Origin of the sequence: Halopseudomonas xinjiangensis, from assembly GCF_900104945.1 — a bacterium.
Taxonomy (GTDB): domain Bacteria; phylum Pseudomonadota; class Gammaproteobacteria; order Pseudomonadales; family Pseudomonadaceae; genus Halopseudomonas; species Halopseudomonas xinjiangensis.
In genome coordinates this window covers 1,905,378-1,921,560 of sequence record NZ_LT629736.1, presented here as the reverse complement: position 1 = coordinate 1,921,560, position 16,183 = coordinate 1,905,378, and the positions used below count along the sequence as shown (strand labels likewise).

The following is a 16,183-nucleotide window of genomic DNA, read 5'->3' as shown; positions in this document are numbered from 1 at the left end:
AGGGATGGTGCTGAAGGTTCTAACGCTGTCTGCGCTGATTGGTCTCGCCGGCTCTCAGCATGCTCTGGCTGGTGCGCCGGCGGCTGCGGCTGAACGGTCCCTGGACGCTCACGTCGCGCAAGTCATGCAAACGCACTCCATCCCAGGACTGGCTATCGCCGTTATCGTCGATGGCCAGCTGCGTTACCACAATTACGGTGTGGCCTCGACAGACACAGGCGCTCCCGTAACCGAAGCGACGTTGTTCGAGATTGGCTCGTTGAGCAAACTCTTTGCGGCCGCTCTGGCCAGCTATGCGCAGGTCCAGGGAAAGCTGGCGCTTTCGGAGCATCCGAGCCATCACCTCCCTTGGCTTGCGGATACCCCAGTGGACGAGGCGACTCTGCTTAATCTGGCTACACACACCGCTAGCGGTCTGCCGCTGCAAGTGCCAGAAGCGATACAGACTGCGCCGCAACTTGAACGCTATTTTCAAACCTGGCAGCCGGAGTATCTGCCCGGCTCGCACAGGACCTACTCCAATCCGGGTATCGGCCTGCTGGGCATGGCAGCCGCGAGCAGCTTTGGCCTTACCTATTGGGCAGGCGATGCGGAAGATCCTGCTGCCGAAACTGGGGCTGCACGATACCTATCTCGCCGTGCCCGATCGGCACGCGTCGCGCTATGCCCAAGGTTACGACAAGTCAGGCCAGCCGATCCGGCTCAGTCCGGGTGCGTTGGCCGATGAAGCCTACGGTATCAAGTCGACCAGCGCCGATCTGATTCGCTTCGTCGGCATCAACCTCGGCGAGGTGGCGGTAGAGCCTGCCCTAGCACAGGCGCTGACGCAGACCCGGATCGGCCAATACCGGGTTGGTCCGATGACCCAGGCGATGGTCTGGGAGCGCTACGCCTATCCTGTGGCCCTCGCTGATCTTCTGGCTGGAAACAGCGCAGACATGGCATTGGGCACGCATGAAGCCGACCCCCTTGAATCGCCCAAGGAAGCCCCTGAAGTCTGGGTCAACAAGACCGGTTCAACCAACGGCTTCGGTGCGTATGTGGCGATGATCCCTTCGAGGCAAAGCGGGGTGGTAGTTCTGGCCAACAGGAATTACCCGGCGGAGGCGCGCATCCGCCTGGCCCTTGGTGCGCTCGGCGAATCACCGCTCGCTGTGTCTCCCGGCACGGCGCCGCACTAGTGCCAAAAAAGCTAGGGCATAACGGACATAACCCGGTCTCGTACGGGACCCTCTAAGTGCCATGGAAGACGTCTTTCGGGGCCTGGGAAATGGCTCGCGACTCGCCGGAAGCCCGCGTCATAGCTGACTCCACCGATACGCCGCGTGCAGCGGGCTCCGGCTCCCCTGGCTCTATCCGTTCCCAGGCCAGTCACGCACATAGTCGTCTGGACGACAATTCCCCTCGAACCGACCTGCTAGCGTTTCTTCTGGCACCTGACTGTCTGACGCACGAGACAAGCGGGGTGCCCCGATACAAAAACAACAACACGAGAAGGAAGCAGTCATGCAGATCGAGCCTTACGGCCTTCGGGGTCGAGCCTTTGCGATCCTGACAGTCACCGCCAGTCTGGCACTGAGCGGATGCCTGAGCGGGGACAGCGATAATGACGACGCCCCCGCGCCGACCCCACCGACCCAGAACACCTACTCTGCCGAAATTCAGCGAACCCAGTTTGGCATCCCCCACATCACCGCCCAGGATTACAAAGGGCTTGGCTATGGCGTCGGCTACGCGTTTGCCGAAGACAACATCTGCTCGTTCGCTGAAGAGATTGTCTTCGCCAATGGCGAGAGCGCGCGGTACCTGCCGAACGGCAGCGTTGCCAGCGACATCTTCTATACCTGGTACAACTCCGACACTCAGCGCCAGACGTTCTGGGATGCCCAGAACCAGCAGGTGCGCGATGCCGTGTCCGGCTATGCGGCGGGCTACAACCGCTATCTGCGTGACACCGGGGTCGGCAGCATTGACCCGGCATGTGCCGGACAGCCGTGGGTCAGAGAAATAACCGAGCAGGACCTGCTGGCGGTTTATGGCAAGGGCGGTCTGCGCGGCGGGTTGTCCAATTTCGTCGGTCCGATCGTGGCTGCTCAGCCGCCGGGCGCCCCCGCCAGTGCCAATAGCGACACCGGCTTCGATATGACCAATATCAATGTCACCAATGGCGGCAGCAACGCGTATGCGTTGGGTTCGGAGCTGACGGCAAACGGCAATGGCATGCTTTACGGCAACCCCCATGAACCTTGGGACGGTGTGCAGCGTTTCTACGAGTTCCATCTGACACTGCCGGGCGAGCTGGATGTGATGGGCGTCGGCCAGCAGGGTCAGCCGTTCCCCAACATTGGCTTCAACAAGGACGTCGCCTGGAGTCACACAGTCTCCACCGCCAAGCGTTTCACCTTGTATCAGCTGGCGCTGGTCGATGGCAATCCGATGAAATACCTGTACCAGAACGCGGACGGCCAGCTCGAGCAGCGGGACATCGAGCGCGTCGATGTGAGCGTCCAGCTGGCGGACGGCAATACCCACCAGGGCAGTGTGTATCTTTCACACTTCGGTCCGATGCTGGCGGTCAATCTGGTCAACGAAGCGCTGCCGCCATGGGGCGGGAACAACATCGCTTTCGCTATCCGTGACGCCGCTTCGGAGAACCCGCGTGCCATCAACCAATGGCTGGCAATGGACAAGGCGACCAGCGTGGACGATCTGGTCGACAAGCTGCAGTCGATCGTCGGCCTGCCGTTCGTCAACACCATCGCAACTGATCGCTACGGCAAGGCGATGTATGCCGATATCTCCACCGTCCCCCATGTCACGGCGGAGAAATTCCAGGCTTGTGTTCAGGGGCCTGCCCTGGAAGCGCTGGCTGCTGCGGGTATCCCGGGGCTCGCCGGTCATACTGCGGCGTGCGAATGGGGTGAAGACGCCGACTCTCCGCAGAAAGGGATTTTCGGACCAGGCAACCTGCCGGTACTGGTGCGCAACGATTACGTCGCCAACTCCAACGACAGCTACTGGCTGAGCAATCCCGATGAACCACTGACCGGCTATTCGCCGCTGCTGCGTCGGCGTCTGCTGTCATACCCTGGCGCCTCGACTCCGGAAGCGGTGCCATTGCTGGTGCGCTCGCGCATGGGGCTGGTACAGATCGAAGATCGGCTCGATGGCACTGATGGTCTGGGCGGCATGGGTTTCACCCTGGACCAGCTGCAACAGGTGGTCTATGGCAACCGTAGCTACGTCGCCGAGCTGGTTCTGGATGACGTGCTGGACGATTGCTTCGCCAACCCGGCCATGCCGACCAGCGAAGGTGGGACAGTGGACGCTACCACCGCCTGCCAGGTGCTGAATGATTGGGATCGACGCAACAATCTGGATAGCCGCGGTGCCCATGTGTTCCGGGAATTCTGGAAAGGCGTGCCCTTCCAGGAAACCACGGCGAACGTATTCAGTGTTCCGTTCGACGAAAATGACCCGATCAATACACCGCGTGAGCTGACGATCACTGCTGAAACCCGCACCGCCCTGGGTGATGCCATTGCATTCTTCCAAAGCAAGAACATCGCATTGGACGCCGCGCTGGGTGAAATCCAGTTCGTAGTCGACCCAGGCAACAATGGTGAGCGGATCCCCATGCATGGCGGTATCGGCCGCGAAGGTGTATTCAACGTCGCCGAGGGTCCGGGGCCGGACGAGAACGGCCTTTACACACCGATCAACAAGGGTCCGACCTACATGCAAACGGTCACCTTCGACGAAGACGGCCCGGTGGTGGAAGCGCTGCTGGCCTATTCGCAATCGTCCGATGAAACCAGCCCCAACCATCGCGACCAGACTCGTCGTTATTCGGCCAAGGACTGGATCCCGCTGCCTTTCAGCCCTGCCGAAATCGCCGAGCAGGCTGTCGGTCGGAAGCTGGTATTGAGTGAGTAAAGCAAGCGTTTACCATAGCCAGACGGTAAGGGGGAGGCCGGCTTTTCGAAGCCGGCCGAACCCGTTTCAGATGAAGTTGCCACGGTCTTCCAGATCTACGTCCAATTTCTGTACAAAATTCAATCGTTCGGAACAACGCCTGCTTTCCTTGCACTAAACCGGTGAAGGGCCGATATCGGCCCGACATTTACCTGTACGGGAGTTATACGATGAGACCCAGCAAGAAAAGCATTCTAGCCGCTACGCTTGGCACTCTCGCCGTTGTGGCGGGCCTATCCTCTGCAGTTGCCGCAGAGCAGAATAGCGCGATGCAGCGTGCCGACGACGACATGAAGCGCGTGCTGCAAAAGCTTGAAGAACTCGGTGCCAAGCCGCTCGGTACTCAGTCCGTAGACGCTACGCGCAAACAGCCGACGCCTGCCGATGCGGTCAAGGCGGTGCTCGAGGATCAGGGCAAGGATCCGAAACAGGTGATGGACGAGATGGGCGTGATCACCCGTGACATGAGCTACGAGACCAGCGGCGGCACGCAACCGGTGCGTATCTTCATGCCGGAAGGCGAGGCGCCGCAGGGCGGTTGGCCAGTGATCGTCTATTACCATGGTGGTGGCTGGGTCATCGCCGACATCGACACCTACGCCGCTTCTGCCATGGGCCTGGCCGCGGAAGCCGAGGCAGTCGTCGCCAGCGTCGAGTACCGCCACGCTCCCGAGCACAAATTCCCGGCGGCCCACGAGGATGCCTTCGCTGCTTATCAATGGGCGCTCAATAACGCCGACAGCTTCGCAGGCGACGCCAAACGGGTCGCCGTGGCAGGCGAGTCGGCAGGCGGCAATCTGGCAATCAATACGGCGATCATGGCTCGCGACAATAACGTGCAGATGCCGGAGCACATGCTGTTGATCTATCCCGTCGCCGGAACCGATACCAACACCGAGTCGTACAAGGAAAATGCCGACGCCGTACCGCTGAGCCGTGATGCGATGCAATGGTTCGTCAAGCACACCATCAGTGAGCCTGCCGACAAACAGGATCCGCGGCTGGATGTGGTAGGCCAGGCAGATCTGAAGGGGCTGCCGGACGCAACCGTGATCACGGCGGAAATCGATCCGCTGCGCTCGGAGGGCAAGGCTCTGGCAGACAAGCTGCGTGAGGCCGGGTCCAACGTGTCCTACAAGAATTACGATGGTGTGACGCACGAGTTCTTTGGCATGGCTGCCGTGGTGGAGGATGCCGAGAAAGCACTCGAGTTCGCTGCCGACGAGCTGGAAAGCGATCTTGAGTCAGCTGGGAAGAACTGACTCGATCCAGTGCTTCGAGCCGGGCTAAGCTCGACTCGAAGCCTGTCAATTCCGTGCCAGTCTCCTGAGCGCAGGCTGGCCGGTATTCAGAACACGTAAGTCAGACCTACCCGGGCGACCGGATAATATTTGAACCCATCCAATTCCTCCTCGAGGTCACGCTCTTCCTGAGCGGCTGCCTGCTCGAGCCGTGCCTGCGTAACCGGGTCGACGCCAGAGCCGGGGCGCACGCGGATCGTCGCATCCGGGCTGCCCTGATAGGTCACCCCGAGGTCGGCGCTGAGAGAGAAGCGCTGCCAGAATGGTTTGCCGTAGCCGATCCCCAGGTAGGGAGCGATTCGATTGAAGTCGACATCGGCGTCAACCGAGCCGATCTCCTGCGCATTGAAAATGCGGTCGCCTATCTCCACGGTCCCGGTGGAAGTCGGGCGCGCATCGCCGGTCAGATCGGTGCCGTTGTGTACCACGCCGCCAGTAACGCGAAACCCGCTATTGAAAGGGTGCCAGTCCAGCAGCAGTTCGGTTGTCGAGAGCTCCAGATCCAGATCGTACTCCAGCTCATCGATCTGCTCCTCGTGGTTGTACTCAAACCAGTTGTAAGAGCCACGAACATTGAGCTGCTCAGACAGGTTGTAAACCAGGCCTGCACCAAGCCCGGTAGTACCAGCATTGAGCGAGAGCGCAATGTCTTCTGCCCAGGCGGCGGTCGGGGAGGAGGCTACGACTGCACCAAGCGCGGCAAGCGATAAAATTCTTCTCATTGGGATGTCCTGTTTCGCTAACGGGTACTCACGGGTGTAAAGCATGACTTACTTCAGGCTACGGAGCATCCGTGCGCGGCGGAACCCGACGAAAGGAATGCGCACGGAAGGGGAGCCTCCCGGCGAACGAGTCCACGCCTGGCGATGAAGGAGGTATCGCCGCTTGCCGGTCACCTCAGGAATCGGCTAAAGTCCTGAAACGTCATTGGAGACAGACATGCTTTCCACCTCGGCTCACCTGCTCGCTCGTTCCGCCACGGCTCCGGCTGTTTTGGCGCGCGCACTGCCGTGTGTCGTCGGTGAGTATGCTTACTTCGGGTATTGGTTTAGCCGCACACGCGCCTGATACCCCACAGGCGCCCGCATCAAGGGTCGCCACCAAACGCTTCGCAAAACCCCGGTCGGCTACCCGACCGGGGTTTTTTTATTGGGTTTTGCACTGACACAAGAGGACTGACCATGTACCGCACCTATCGACTGTTTTCCTACCGCAACTGGCGATTTGGCGACGCTTCTGGCGCAGCACATCCACTTCAAGGTCGAACACTACGATAGTGCCGTGGCGGAGTCCGCCACGGCCGAGGAAAACAGAACATGAACGCTCCCGTACCAGCCGCAACCATCAAGGATCTGCCCGTAACGCCTGCGGCTCCGGCGAATACTCGCCGCTCAGCGCATCCGCTCCCCACCCCCGCGCAACTGCGCGAACGGTTTCCTGTCAGCCGGGCCCTCGCCGAGCGCATTGACCAGCAACGCCAGTCCATTCGCGCTGTGCTCAACGGTGAAGACGACCGCCTGCTCGTCGTCACCGGGCCCTGTTCGCTACACGATACCGATTCCGCGATCGAGTACGCAGAGCGTCTGGCACAGCTGTCGGCTCAGGTCAGCGACCGCATGCTGCTGGTGATGCGCGCCTACGTCGAGAAACCGCGCACCACGATCGGCTGGAAAGGGATGCTCTACGACCCGCACCTTGACGGCAGTGGCGACATGGCCGAAGGGCTGGCGCTATCCCGACGGTTGATGCTGGCACTCGTCGAACTCGGTCTGCCGGTTGCGACCGAGTTGCTGCAACCGCTGGCAGCGGGGTACCTCGACGACCTCATCGGCTGGGCGGCCATCGGTGCGCGGACCAGCGAGTCTCAGGTGCACCGGGAGATGGTCAGCGGCCTCGACGTGCCGGTGGGCTTCAAGAATGGCACCGATGGCAGTCTGACGATCGCCTGCGACGCCATGGGTTCGGCGGCTCACCCACATCAGCATTTCGGCGTCGACGAGCTTGGACGGCCGGCTTTGGTCCAGACTCTGGGCAATCCGGACGTACATCTGGTGCTGCGCGGTGGCCACGCCGGCCCGAACTACGCGGCTGAAGAGGTCGCAGCGGCGCGTGCCGCATTGGAGAAGCGAGGCATAGCGGCGAAACTGATCGTCGACTGCAGTCACGCCAACAGCGGGAAAGACCCGCTGCGTCAGCCTGCAGTACTGGAATCGGTCATTGACCAGCGTCTGGCTGGTGACAGCAGCCTGCGCGGGGTGATGATCGAGAGCCACCTGTTCGATGGAAGCCAGCCGCTGTCAGGCAATCTCGCCTACGGGGTTTCGGTCACCGACGGTTGTCTCGGGTGGGCCGGCACGGAACAAACATTGCTCCGGGCGGCTGATCGACTGGCTGGCAAAGGTGCTGCGCTGGGGTAGACTCGCCTGACCACCGGATCAGGATGACTGATGTTCAAGCCCTCGCACCGCCGGCTCCATGCCATGCTCGCTTGCCTGGCCATGCTCATGCATGTGCTGGGCATGGCGGCGCTGGCCAGCGCCAGTGCCGAAACCCGGCTTGCCTATGGCATCGCCGGACATTGCCTGGCGGCCTCTGCTGCGGTAGTCGCCCAAGACCACGACGGCTCGCATCACTCGCATCACCTCGATCAGCTGGTGGCACATGCTGCGTCGACCATCGACGATCTGCCGCCATCCTCGGCCGCGCCCGGCATGTCCTGTTGCTGCGCCTCGGCCCAGTTCATCCTGGCGGTCGAGGCCACTTCGGCGCCACCTCCGCTTCTGCCGCCCACGATAGAACGTCCTGCGATAGCCGGCTCGCCCCATTTCTCGCTGCGCCAGCTCTGGCCAGCCATCAACCCTCGTGCCTCGCCTGTGCTGGTTCGCATCGCCTGACTTCACCGATCTCCTCGTACGTCCCGTCCTCGTCTGGGGCCGATCGGCTCAGCATCGACCAATATAAGGCGCATCGTTCATGTCCAGCGTTCTTCGGGATCCGGTTGACCAAGCCGGAGCCGCACTGCAGGCCGAATCAGGCAAGCTCTTGCTCGCCCTGGTTACTCGGCTGCATTTTCTTGCAGGACTCTTCGTGGGTCCGTTCGTGTTCATCGCAGCGCTAAGCGGGTTGCTCTACGCGCTGACGCCGCAAATCGAAAACCGGCTTTATCAACATCTGCTCTTCACCGACAGCCGAGGGGCAACCCAGCCGCTTTCGCAGCAGGTCGAAGCAGCTCGTCGACACCTGAGCAGACCGGGGTCGCTGGCTGCGGTGCGCCCGGCGCCTGGCCCAGGCCTGACCACCCGAGTGATGTTCGCAACACAGGCCTTGGACGCGTCGGAGCATTGGGCAGTGTTTGTCGACCCCGTTACCGCCAAGCCTCTGGGCGAGCTGGTCGTGTATGGCACCACCGGCGTGCTGCCCCTGCGAAACTGGCTTGGCGACTTGCATCGACGACTATTTCTCGGAGAGTGGGGGCGCCTGTACAGCGAACTCGCCGCGTCCTGGCTGTGGCTGGTCGCCCTTGGCGGAGTGTGTGCCTGGCGGGCCAGGGCGCGCCAGCGGCGGGGCGTCTCGAGCCAACGGCAAAGGCCGCGACTGCAACGCTGGCACAGCTCGCTCGGCTTGTGCCTGTTGCTCGGCATGCTGTTTTTTTCCGCCACAGGGCTGACCTGGTCGAAGTGGGCAGGCGACCACATCGGCGTGGTCAGGGCGCATTTCGGTATGGGCACGCCGGGTTTGAATACGCAACTCGGAGCGGGTTTAGCGGCTGATGGCGCACATGCCGAACATCATGCGGCGCCGGTCGGCCCGGAGTCGGCGATACCCGTCGATACACAGCGTATCGACCGGGTACTGCTCACGGCCCGCCGGGCCGGCATCGAGGCAGGGCGCATCGAAATCCGCCCTGCCCAAGGGGAAGACCGGGCCTGGACGGTGACCGAGATCGATCGAAGCTGGCCGACACAGGTGGACGCCGTGGCGGTCGATGCGCAGACCTTGCGGATAGTCGACACCCTGGAGTTCGATCGATTTCCGCTCGCTGCCAAGCTTACCCGTTGGGGCATCGATGCACATATGGGAAGCCTGTTTGGCTGGTTCAATCAGCTCATCCTGGCGCTCACTGCTGCAGGCGTCATGGCGTTAGTGGGGTTGGGTTATGCGCTGTGGTGGCGACGCAGGCCGGGACGGACCGGGACCGCTTACCTCGGGCTGAGAGTGGTATGGAAAGGGTTGCCCTGGTGGACGAAAGTCACCGTCATCGGCTTTACCTTGCTGCTCGGCGTGGCGATGCCAGTGCTTGGCGCGAGCCTGCTGATTATGGTCCTGTTCGACTGGGGGTCGACTTTCATCCGTGCGGGGCAGGGCATAAGCAAAGGGCCGTGAAGCTAGGCGAGGCGACTCGGGCACGGACGAGAGGACGGGACGCCAGGGCGCCCCGTCCTGTTTCGCTTACTGCTTGCCGGAGCTGCCAGACTTGCCAGAGGTGCTGGAGCTTCCTGATGTGCCCGATGTGCCTGCGCTCCCAGAACTGCCGGTACCGGTAGGTGGGGTGGTATTGCCAAGCGTGCTGGAGCTGCCTACGCCGGCTGCGCTGCTCGATGTGCTCGAGCTACCGGGCGTGGTGGAGCTGCCGGCGCTTCCCGGGGTGCTTGAAGTGCTGGTGGCACCCGGAGTGGTCGAGCCGCCAGAGCTGCTCGAGGTCGTTGCACCGCGAGCTGCCGAGGCTTCGTTGCCCATTTTGGTGGAGTCGGGCATGGAGGTGCTGGACGATTTGAAGTCCGTGCTATGCACTTCCGAATCCATCGGCATATGGCTGTAACGCTCTTTGTCGGAGCCCTGCGATCCGCTGTGCTGGGATTCTTCCAGCTTGCGCTTGAGTTCGCAGCGACCGTTGACTGCACGCATGATCGCCATGCCGCCGGTGGCCAGCAGCATGAGGCTGGTCAGGCCGCGACCGCGCAGGCCCTTCTTCACCAGCATCAGGCCCGTGACCGCAGAGGCGGCGCGTTCCCAGCCTTTCACGTTCTCCGGTGCGTTCTTGTTGGATATCTGATTAAGCATCTGTTGTAGTTGCATGTCGATCATCCTGGTTATGGAAGGTAATCAGATGACTGCCCTGCGCAGGCGTTGTTCCAGAGAGTCTGCGGCAGGCGACGAGCTACCGCTGCGTTGCGTTACGCTTAGAAATCGAGGCTGGTCTGAACGCCGAAGCTGCGTTGTTTCTCGTTCAGCGGTTCCCCCTCGTTCTGCCGGTAGCTGAGCTTCCCTTGCCACAGGCGAGCGGGGGCAGTGTAAGGATGTTCGCTGACCTGTTTGGCATCCTGAATGTGTAGTACTTCTATTCCACGCAGCTTTAGCACGTCGGATACCAGCGAGCGATGGCAGCGCCACCAGAGAACCTCGGCACACATCATCGCCGTTCGGTATTGGCTGGCCAGCTCGATCAGAATCGCCAGTCCTTCATCGAATTCGTCGCTTTCGACATGATCGGCATAACCGCGGAACGATGCGTTGCGCCAGCCGGTGTTGGGCGTGTCCGGTATCGCCTTGCGCCGACCGCCGAGCTGCGGGATGAAGCGATACTCGATGCCGTGCTCGGACAGACTTGCACGCAGCGCATCCTCCCCGAAATGCGGCAGGCGGCGGGAGCCGGGGAAGCGTCGAACATCGGCAATGGCTTGGATTCGATGATGTTGCAGGAGCGCTATGAAGGCTTCGATCGGGTGGGTCGAATGTCCTATCGTCCAGATCGTTTCGGGTTCGCTCATGACGAATCGGCTCCTCATGTCGGGCACGGCTGCGGGCGGATACGGCTAGAAGAGATAGGCCACCGCCAGCGAGCCGAAGCGGGTTTCGGTGGTCTGGCCCTCGAACTGATCGGTGCCGACCTGATATGACAGAGACGCGCCCCAGGGACCGCGGTTCAATGCAGGGTCCCGTACCAAGCATGTCCAAGGGTAGGGTGGATTACCGCGAAGCGTTATCTACCGCACGGCTGCGGCTCACGTCGAAGCTTGGTGGGCAAGCGCGCGGTGCCCCCTGCATGGCCCAGCTGTTGCAGGGTGATGAAGCGGAAAATGCGGAATATCGCCGCGATCTTGCGTCGATATCATGGTGATGTGACGGCTTTCTACCGTTCATCGACCTCGACGAAATGCACGAAACTTTCCTCCGAACGCCCCCTCAATTTAGCAGAGGCGCTTGATACTCAAGTAGCCCTGTTAGACGTGGAGGAAATCATGACCAACGATTCCAAAGGCAATCCAGGCAACTTCGCAAACGATCGCGAGAAAGCTTCCGAAGCCGGTCAGAAGGGCGGTCAGAACAGCGGAGGCAACTTCGCCAACGATCCGCAGCGCGCATCTGAAGCTGGCCAAAAAGGCGGCCAGAACAGCGGGGGCAACTTTGCCAACGATCCCCAGCGTGCTTCCGAAGCAGGTAGCAAGGGTGGCCAGAATAGCGGTGGCAACTTCGCCAATGACCGCGAAAAGGCCTCAGAAGCCGGTAAGAAAGGTGGCCAGAACAGCCACAGCGGCGGTGGAAATAGCTAAACCGTCGAGACGGGGGCGCGAGCCCCCGTTTTTTTTGGCCCGGCTTGCTTGCCCGGGTAACATCCTTCCTGCAGGGCTACCTGCAAGCTACCCCTTCAGCGTTTACCCATCGACCGACGGGTGCCTTTCGGAGCCATGCCGATCCGCTTCTCATGATGGGCGGTACTATTGCGGTTGTGCCACTGTGATGCAGCCTTCTTCCGCTCCAGCGCCTCGCTGGTAAACAGCGTCTTCATATCCATCCGAACTGCGGGTTCTTGTGCCGCGGCCGGAGCAGCGTGGTCCTGGTCAGCAAGTGCCGGAATCGAGTCGGTATGCATTGTGATCGTCGATGTTATGTGAGGGCGGCGAGTATAGCGGTTTCATGTGGAAATCGACGGATGGCGTGAGATTATTTCTTCAGCTCCCAGCCGCTTTGCCGATACTAAACAGGCTCCATACAGAGCAGAGACTGGCCAATGTCGCATGGGACCTGCATCGGTTGGCCCAACGTTCGATCCAATCCGTCCAGACAGCAGACCTGTTCTGATTGGTTAGTAAAGGAAAGGCATGAACTCCGGAAAGTTGACCCACCTTGTATACACCAGTCTGGCGACGCCGCAATTTGACACGACGCAGCTCGAGTCACTGCTGCAGCAGGCCAGAAGCAACAATCAACAGATCGCCGTGACCGGCATGCTGCTCTACAGCGACGGCAACTTTTTTCAGGTTCTGGAAGGCGAAGAACCGTTGCTGCTGAAGCTGTTTGACATCATCTCGACCGATGGCCGTCACGAGAAAGTGGTGAAGATCATCCACGAACCGATCGCCAGGCGCGCCTTTTCGGACTGGAGCATGGGTTTCGCCGAGATCGATCCTTTCGAGTTCGAAGAAGTGGATGGTCTGAACGACTTCTTTCAGCGCGGCCAGTCGTTCGTCGCGTTGCAGCAGGGCCGAGCGAAACGCCTGCTATCGGCCTTCGTTGCCGGTCGGTGGCGTGCCCGGTTAGGCAGCGCCACCTCATGAATGCGCTGGAAGGGCTGACAGAGACTCGCGCATTCACCTTTGCCTTTCAGCCGATCATCGATGCGGGCGCGGGCAAGGTCTATTCGCACGAGGCGCTGGTGCGCGGCCCAGAAAATCAGTCTGCGTACAGCGTGATCAGTCGTTACGACAGTAACCAGATGCCGTTCTTCGACGCGCTATGTCGTGCCAGAGCTATTGAAGTGGCCGCCAGGATAGGGCTGCAGTCCGATCTGAATCTGAATTTTCTGCCGCGCGCCGCCGCAGATCCGTTCGCGGGTCTCGATTCGACCTTGGCTGCGGCCGAGCAGCACGACTTTCCCGTGGATCGAATCATCATCGAGGCCACCGAAGGGGAGGCCTTTGGCGACCCGGCGAGATTCGCCGACGTGGTGAACGAGTATCGTCGGGTGGGCATGCGTCTGGCGATCGATGACTTCGGTGCGGGCTACGCTGGCCTGAACCTGCTGGCGGAATTTCAGCCGGACATCGTCAAGCTGGACATGGGGCTGGTGCGCGGAGTCGACTCGCACGGGCCGCGGCAGGCGATTCTGCGCGGTATCGTGCAGGTGTGCTGTGATCTCGGGATAGAGCTGATTGCCGAAGGCGTGGAAACGGTCGAGGAGTTCTCCTGGTTCAGCGACCACGGTGTTACGCTTTTCCAGGGCTACCTGTTCGCCAAACCCGCGTTCGAGGCTGCGCCCGACTTCAGCATCCCGGCGCGACAGGTCTAGCTGCACCGGGATGGGGTACTAGCTAACCCTCGCGCCGGTCTGTGGCAGGAATGCGGCGATACGATCGAGAGCATGATCGGCTGATTTGAGTACGCCAGTATTCGCCTGAAAGACATGCCAGAGGGCGGGGTAGTACTCCAGCTGAACCGAAACGCCTGCGCTGCGTGCCTTTTCCGCAAGACGAAAGCTGTCGTTGAGCAGGATTTCGTCTTCCGCCACCTGTATCAACAGCGGGGGTAAGCCGGCCAGGTCACCGTAGATTGGTGATAGTCCCGGATCCTTTCTGGACATGCCGGAGGGGCAGTAGGCGTCGGTCGCCTGCTCGATCCAGCTCCTGTTCAACAGTGGATCGCCGACCGCTGGCTCGTGTAAGTGCTCGGCAGTGAAATCGACCACTGGAGACAGGCAGACCAGGGCACCGGGCAACGGCAGCTCGAGCTCTCTGAGCCTGAGCGCGGTAACCAGCGCGAGGTTTCCGCCTGCCGAATCGCCGGCGAGGGTGATGTCGGACGGGCGATAACCCCGTGCCAGGAGCGCCTGGTACGCGGCGACGGCATCGTCGCGAGCCGCCGGGTAGGGATATTCCGGTGCCAGACGGTAATCCAGCACGCAAACGCTTACGGAGCTGCGGCTGGCTATGCCCGCGCAGATTCCGCGATGCGTGGCCGGCGAGCCGATCAGGTACGCACCGCCATGCAGGTACAGCATGACTCGCTCGTCAGCGCGTTCGGGCCGATGCCACTCGCAGGCGCTTCCGGCAATCACCTCCTGCGTCCGGCTGACGCCCTTGGCGAGCGGCATGCCACTGGTCATCAGTCGCAGGATGGCGCGCTGGGTGGCTATCGGAACCGGCGGGCGAATCAAGCCGCGGAACATCGATTTCATCGAACCACGCAGCAGGTTCCGCACGAACGGCTGGTCACTCACCGGCGCGGTGTAATCAACGTGCACATTCATAGTCGGACATCTCCGGTTTGCGGGTCAGCCGGCGATAGCTGAACGTGTAGCCCGGCCAATTGTTGGTTTGCTTGCCCTCGGCAGTCTGGTACCAACTGGTGCAGCCACGGCTCCATACGGTCTCGCTCGCGGCTTGCTGGATGTCCACATTGAACGCGCCCTGTACTTCCGGGCGTACGTCCATGTAACGCAAACCACGGCGGTGCAGCGTTTGCAAACAGCCGATGACGTAGTTGAACTGGCTCTCGAGCATATAAATGATCGAGCTGTGCCCCAAGTTGGTATTAGGACCGTAGAGGACGAACAGATTGGGAAAGCCGCTGACGCTGATCCCCTTGTAGGCTTCAGCGCCGGCGCGCCAGGCATGATTCAGTTCCTGCCCGTCGCGTCCGGTAATGGCCATTGGCGCGAGGAATTCGGTCGCGGCAAAGCCGGTTCCATATATCAGTACGTCGGTCTCGTGCAACTCGCCGTCACTGGTGCGCACGCCGGCAGGTTCTACCCGCTCGATCCGGTTGGTGACGATCTCGACATTGGCCCGGTCGAGTGCCGGGTAGAAGTCGTTACTGATAAGGATGCGCTTGCAGCCAATCGGATAGTCCGGGATCAGCTTTGCCCGTTTGGCTGGATCGGTTACGCCCTGTTGCAGGTGTTTGTAGAAGGCATTTTCGGTGGACTTCATCATCTGCGGATAACTGATGAACGCCAGCGCCCGTGATTCATGGGCCAGATACTGCAGCCCCCGCGCAAGCTTCTGCAGTGCTGGCCAGGCGTGCAATCGCTGGTGGTCGCGCTGGCTGTATTCGCGGTCCGCCTTGGGAATCACGTATGGCGCGCTGCGCTGGTAGACGGTCAGGTGACTGACCTTCGGCGCGATCTGCGGAACGAACTGAATGGCCGAAGCGCCGGTGCCGATCACCGCCACCCGTTTCCCCTCGAGCTCCACGTCGTGCTTCCATTTGGCCGAATGGAAGGCGTCCCCAGCGAAGCTCTCCAACCCGGGGATGGATGGATACAGAGGTCTGTTCAGCTGGCCGCAGGCGCTCACCAGCGCTCGTGCTGTGAGTTCCTCGCCCTGGGCAGTGGTCACGTGCCACAGGCCGCTTGCCTCGTCGAATCGTGCTGCAGTTACCTCGCAGTCGAGGCGTAAGCGGGGGGCAAGGTGGTATTTGCGCACACAATGCCGGATGTATTGGTGAATCTCTTCCTGCCTGGCGTAACGCGTTGACCAGTCCGGCTTGGGCTCGAATGAATATGAATACAGATGCGACGGCACATCACACGCTGCGCCCGGGTAGCTGTTGTCGCGCCAGGTTCCGCCGACATCACCGCCTTTTTCCAGTATCAGCCAATCGCTGATGCCTGCCTGGTCGAGCCGGATGGCCAGACCGATCCCGCCGAAACCTGCACCAATTATCACCACGCTCAGGGGCGCTGTTGCCTGTTCGTCAATGCTCATGGATCGAACTCGCTGAAGTGAGTACAAGGTGACCACGGCCACTCCTGATACCGATACTAGGTGACAGCAGCAAGGGTTTCGCCCCCTCCGATGGGGGAGAAGCAGGGTAACCAGGCGGCCGGCTCAGCGCCCACGACAACTCCGGGCTGGCTTCCCTCCGATTGGAGCCCCAGCGAAGGACGGCTAGAATGAATCTCTCCCGCC

15 protein-coding genes and 1 pseudogene are annotated in these 16,183 nt (G+C 61.2%); 9 read left to right on the top strand and 7 right to left on the bottom strand.

All coding sequences use genetic code 11. The features are described from left to right. The first annotated feature begins 4 nt into the window (after positions 1–4). The 3 genes and pseudogenes from ampC to BLT85_RS08735 all read left to right on the top strand — a co-directional run bounded on the left by ampC (position 5) and on the right by BLT85_RS08735 (position 5,237). Positions 5–1,181, top strand: a pseudogene (gene ampC / locus BLT85_RS17005) (class C beta-lactamase). Between the two features lie 325 nt (positions 1,182–1,506). Beyond that, complete coding sequence (locus BLT85_RS08740) at positions 1,507–3,936, top strand: penicillin acylase family protein (RefSeq protein ID WP_093393354.1); 2,430 nt, start codon at positions 1,507–1,509, stop codon at positions 3,934–3,936. Between the two features lie 209 nt (positions 3,937–4,145). Then, positions 4,146–5,237, top strand: a complete 1,092-nt coding sequence (locus tag BLT85_RS08735; protein WP_093393351.1) for an alpha/beta hydrolase — start codon at positions 4,146–4,148, stop codon at positions 5,235–5,237. An 86-nt stretch (positions 5,238–5,323) separates the two neighbouring features. Here BLT85_RS08735 and BLT85_RS08730 read toward each other — a convergent pair whose 3' ends face one another. Beyond that, complete coding sequence (locus BLT85_RS08730) at positions 5,324–5,998, bottom strand: hypothetical protein (RefSeq protein WP_093393348.1); 675 nt, start codon at positions 5,996–5,998, stop codon at positions 5,324–5,326. A 594-nt stretch (positions 5,999–6,592) separates the two neighbouring features. Between BLT85_RS08730 and BLT85_RS08725 the strand changes: the two genes are divergently transcribed. From BLT85_RS08725 to BLT85_RS08715, 3 genes are all read left to right on the top strand, one after another. Next, entirely contained in the window at positions 6,593–7,693 is a 1,101-nt protein-coding gene (locus BLT85_RS08725) for a 3-deoxy-7-phosphoheptulonate synthase (RefSeq protein WP_093393345.1), read from the top strand. Positions 7,694–7,723: 30 nt separating this feature from the next. After that, a complete protein-coding gene (locus BLT85_RS08720; RefSeq protein ID WP_093393342.1) occupies positions 7,724–8,170 on the top strand; it encodes a hypothetical protein in 447 nt (148 codons plus the stop codon). A gap of 79 nt (positions 8,171–8,249) precedes the next feature. Beyond that, the gene (locus tag BLT85_RS08715) at positions 8,250–9,659 is read left to right on the top strand and encodes a PepSY-associated TM helix domain-containing protein (protein ID WP_093393340.1); all 1,410 of its coding nucleotides are present in this window, start codon (positions 8,250–8,252) and stop codon (positions 9,657–9,659) included. A gap of 66 nt (positions 9,660–9,725) precedes the next feature. On the opposite strand, the gene BLT85_RS08710 is transcribed toward BLT85_RS08715, so the two are convergent. The 3 genes from BLT85_RS08710 to BLT85_RS16865 form a co-directional block, all read right to left on the bottom strand. Beyond that, a complete protein-coding gene (locus tag BLT85_RS08710; protein WP_231701451.1) occupies positions 9,726–10,352 on the bottom strand; it encodes a YgaP-like transmembrane domain in 627 nt (208 codons plus the stop codon). Between the two features lie 104 nt (positions 10,353–10,456). Next, positions 10,457–11,044, bottom strand: a complete 588-nt coding sequence (locus BLT85_RS08705) for a DUF488 domain-containing protein (RefSeq protein WP_093393337.1) — start codon at positions 11,042–11,044, stop codon at positions 10,457–10,459. Between the two features lie 45 nt (positions 11,045–11,089). Further along, on the bottom strand, positions 11,090–11,203 hold the full coding sequence (locus BLT85_RS16865; RefSeq protein WP_231701450.1) for a lipid A deacylase LpxR family protein: 114 nt from the start codon (positions 11,201–11,203) through the stop codon (positions 11,090–11,092). A 312-nt stretch (positions 11,204–11,515) separates the two neighbouring features. Here BLT85_RS16865 and BLT85_RS08700 point away from each other — a divergent pair, with 312 nt between their 5' ends. Further along, positions 11,516–11,827, top strand: coding sequence for a con-10 family general stress protein (locus BLT85_RS08700; protein WP_093393331.1), 312 nt, complete (start codon positions 11,516–11,518; stop codon positions 11,825–11,827). Positions 11,828–11,922: 95 nt separating this feature from the next. Here the strand turns inward: BLT85_RS08700 and BLT85_RS08695 are convergent, their stop codons facing one another. Further along, positions 11,923–12,147 (bottom strand): hypothetical protein, encoded by a 225-nt coding sequence (locus BLT85_RS08695; protein ID WP_093393328.1) that lies wholly within the window; start codon positions 12,145–12,147, stop codon positions 11,923–11,925. A 229-nt stretch (positions 12,148–12,376) separates the two neighbouring features. Between BLT85_RS08695 and BLT85_RS08685 the strand changes: the two genes are divergently transcribed. Together BLT85_RS08685 and BLT85_RS08680 are read left to right on the top strand one after the other, a co-directional pair. Then, positions 12,377–12,832 (top strand): BLUF domain-containing protein, encoded by a 456-nt coding sequence (locus BLT85_RS08685; RefSeq protein ID WP_093393321.1) that lies wholly within the window; start codon positions 12,377–12,379, stop codon positions 12,830–12,832. Next, positions 12,829–13,563 (top strand): EAL domain-containing protein, encoded by a 735-nt coding sequence (locus BLT85_RS08680; protein ID WP_093393318.1) that lies wholly within the window; start codon positions 12,829–12,831, stop codon positions 13,561–13,563. The genes BLT85_RS08685 and BLT85_RS08680 overlap by 4 nt, the downstream gene beginning before the upstream one ends. An 18-nt stretch (positions 13,564–13,581) precedes the next feature. Here BLT85_RS08680 and BLT85_RS08675 read toward each other — a convergent pair whose 3' ends face one another. Both BLT85_RS08675 and BLT85_RS08670 read right to left on the bottom strand, forming a co-directional pair. Beyond that, entirely contained in the window at positions 13,582–14,520 is a 939-nt protein-coding gene (locus BLT85_RS08675; protein WP_093393311.1) for an alpha/beta hydrolase, read from the bottom strand. Continuing rightward, positions 14,504–15,979 carry a flavin-containing monooxygenase gene (locus BLT85_RS08670; RefSeq protein ID WP_093393308.1) on the bottom strand — a complete coding sequence of 492 codons (1,476 nt, stop codon included), beginning with the start codon at positions 15,977–15,979 and terminating at the stop codon, positions 14,504–14,506. The genes BLT85_RS08675 and BLT85_RS08670 overlap by 17 nt, the downstream gene beginning before the upstream one ends. Positions 15,980–16,183: the final 204 nt, after the last annotated feature.

Coding starts and splice junctions, on each gene's coding strand:
- BLT85_RS08740 (WP_093393354.1), top strand. CDS start 1,507: ATGCAGATCGAGCCTTACGGCCTTCGGGGTCGAGCCTTTGCGATCCTG.
- BLT85_RS08735 (WP_093393351.1), top strand. CDS start 4,146: ATGAGACCCAGCAAGAAAAGCATTCTAGCCGCTACGCTTGGCACTCTC.
- BLT85_RS08730 (WP_093393348.1), bottom strand. CDS start 5,998: ATGAGAAGAATTTTATCGCTTGCCGCGCTTGGTGCAGTCGTAGCCTCC.
- BLT85_RS08725 (WP_093393345.1), top strand. CDS start 6,593: ATGAACGCTCCCGTACCAGCCGCAACCATCAAGGATCTGCCCGTAACG.
- BLT85_RS08720 (WP_093393342.1), top strand. CDS start 7,724: ATGTTCAAGCCCTCGCACCGCCGGCTCCATGCCATGCTCGCTTGCCTG.
- BLT85_RS08715 (WP_093393340.1), top strand. CDS start 8,250: ATGTCCAGCGTTCTTCGGGATCCGGTTGACCAAGCCGGAGCCGCACTG.
- BLT85_RS08710 (WP_231701451.1), bottom strand. CDS start 10,352: ATGCAACTACAACAGATGCTTAATCAGATATCCAACAAGAACGCACCG.
- BLT85_RS08705 (WP_093393337.1), bottom strand. CDS start 11,044: ATGAGCGAACCCGAAACGATCTGGACGATAGGACATTCGACCCACCCG.
- BLT85_RS08700 (WP_093393331.1), top strand. CDS start 11,516: ATGACCAACGATTCCAAAGGCAATCCAGGCAACTTCGCAAACGATCGC.
- BLT85_RS08695 (WP_093393328.1), bottom strand. CDS start 12,147: ATGCATACCGACTCGATTCCGGCACTTGCTGACCAGGACCACGCTGCT.
- BLT85_RS08685 (WP_093393321.1), top strand. CDS start 12,377: ATGAACTCCGGAAAGTTGACCCACCTTGTATACACCAGTCTGGCGACG.
- BLT85_RS08680 (WP_093393318.1), top strand. CDS start 12,829: ATGAATGCGCTGGAAGGGCTGACAGAGACTCGCGCATTCACCTTTGCC.
- BLT85_RS08675 (WP_093393311.1), bottom strand. CDS start 14,520: ATGAATGTGCACGTTGATTACACCGCGCCGGTGAGTGACCAGCCGTTC.
- BLT85_RS08670 (WP_093393308.1), bottom strand. CDS start 15,979: ATGAGCATTGACGAACAGGCAACAGCGCCCCTGAGCGTGGTGATAATT.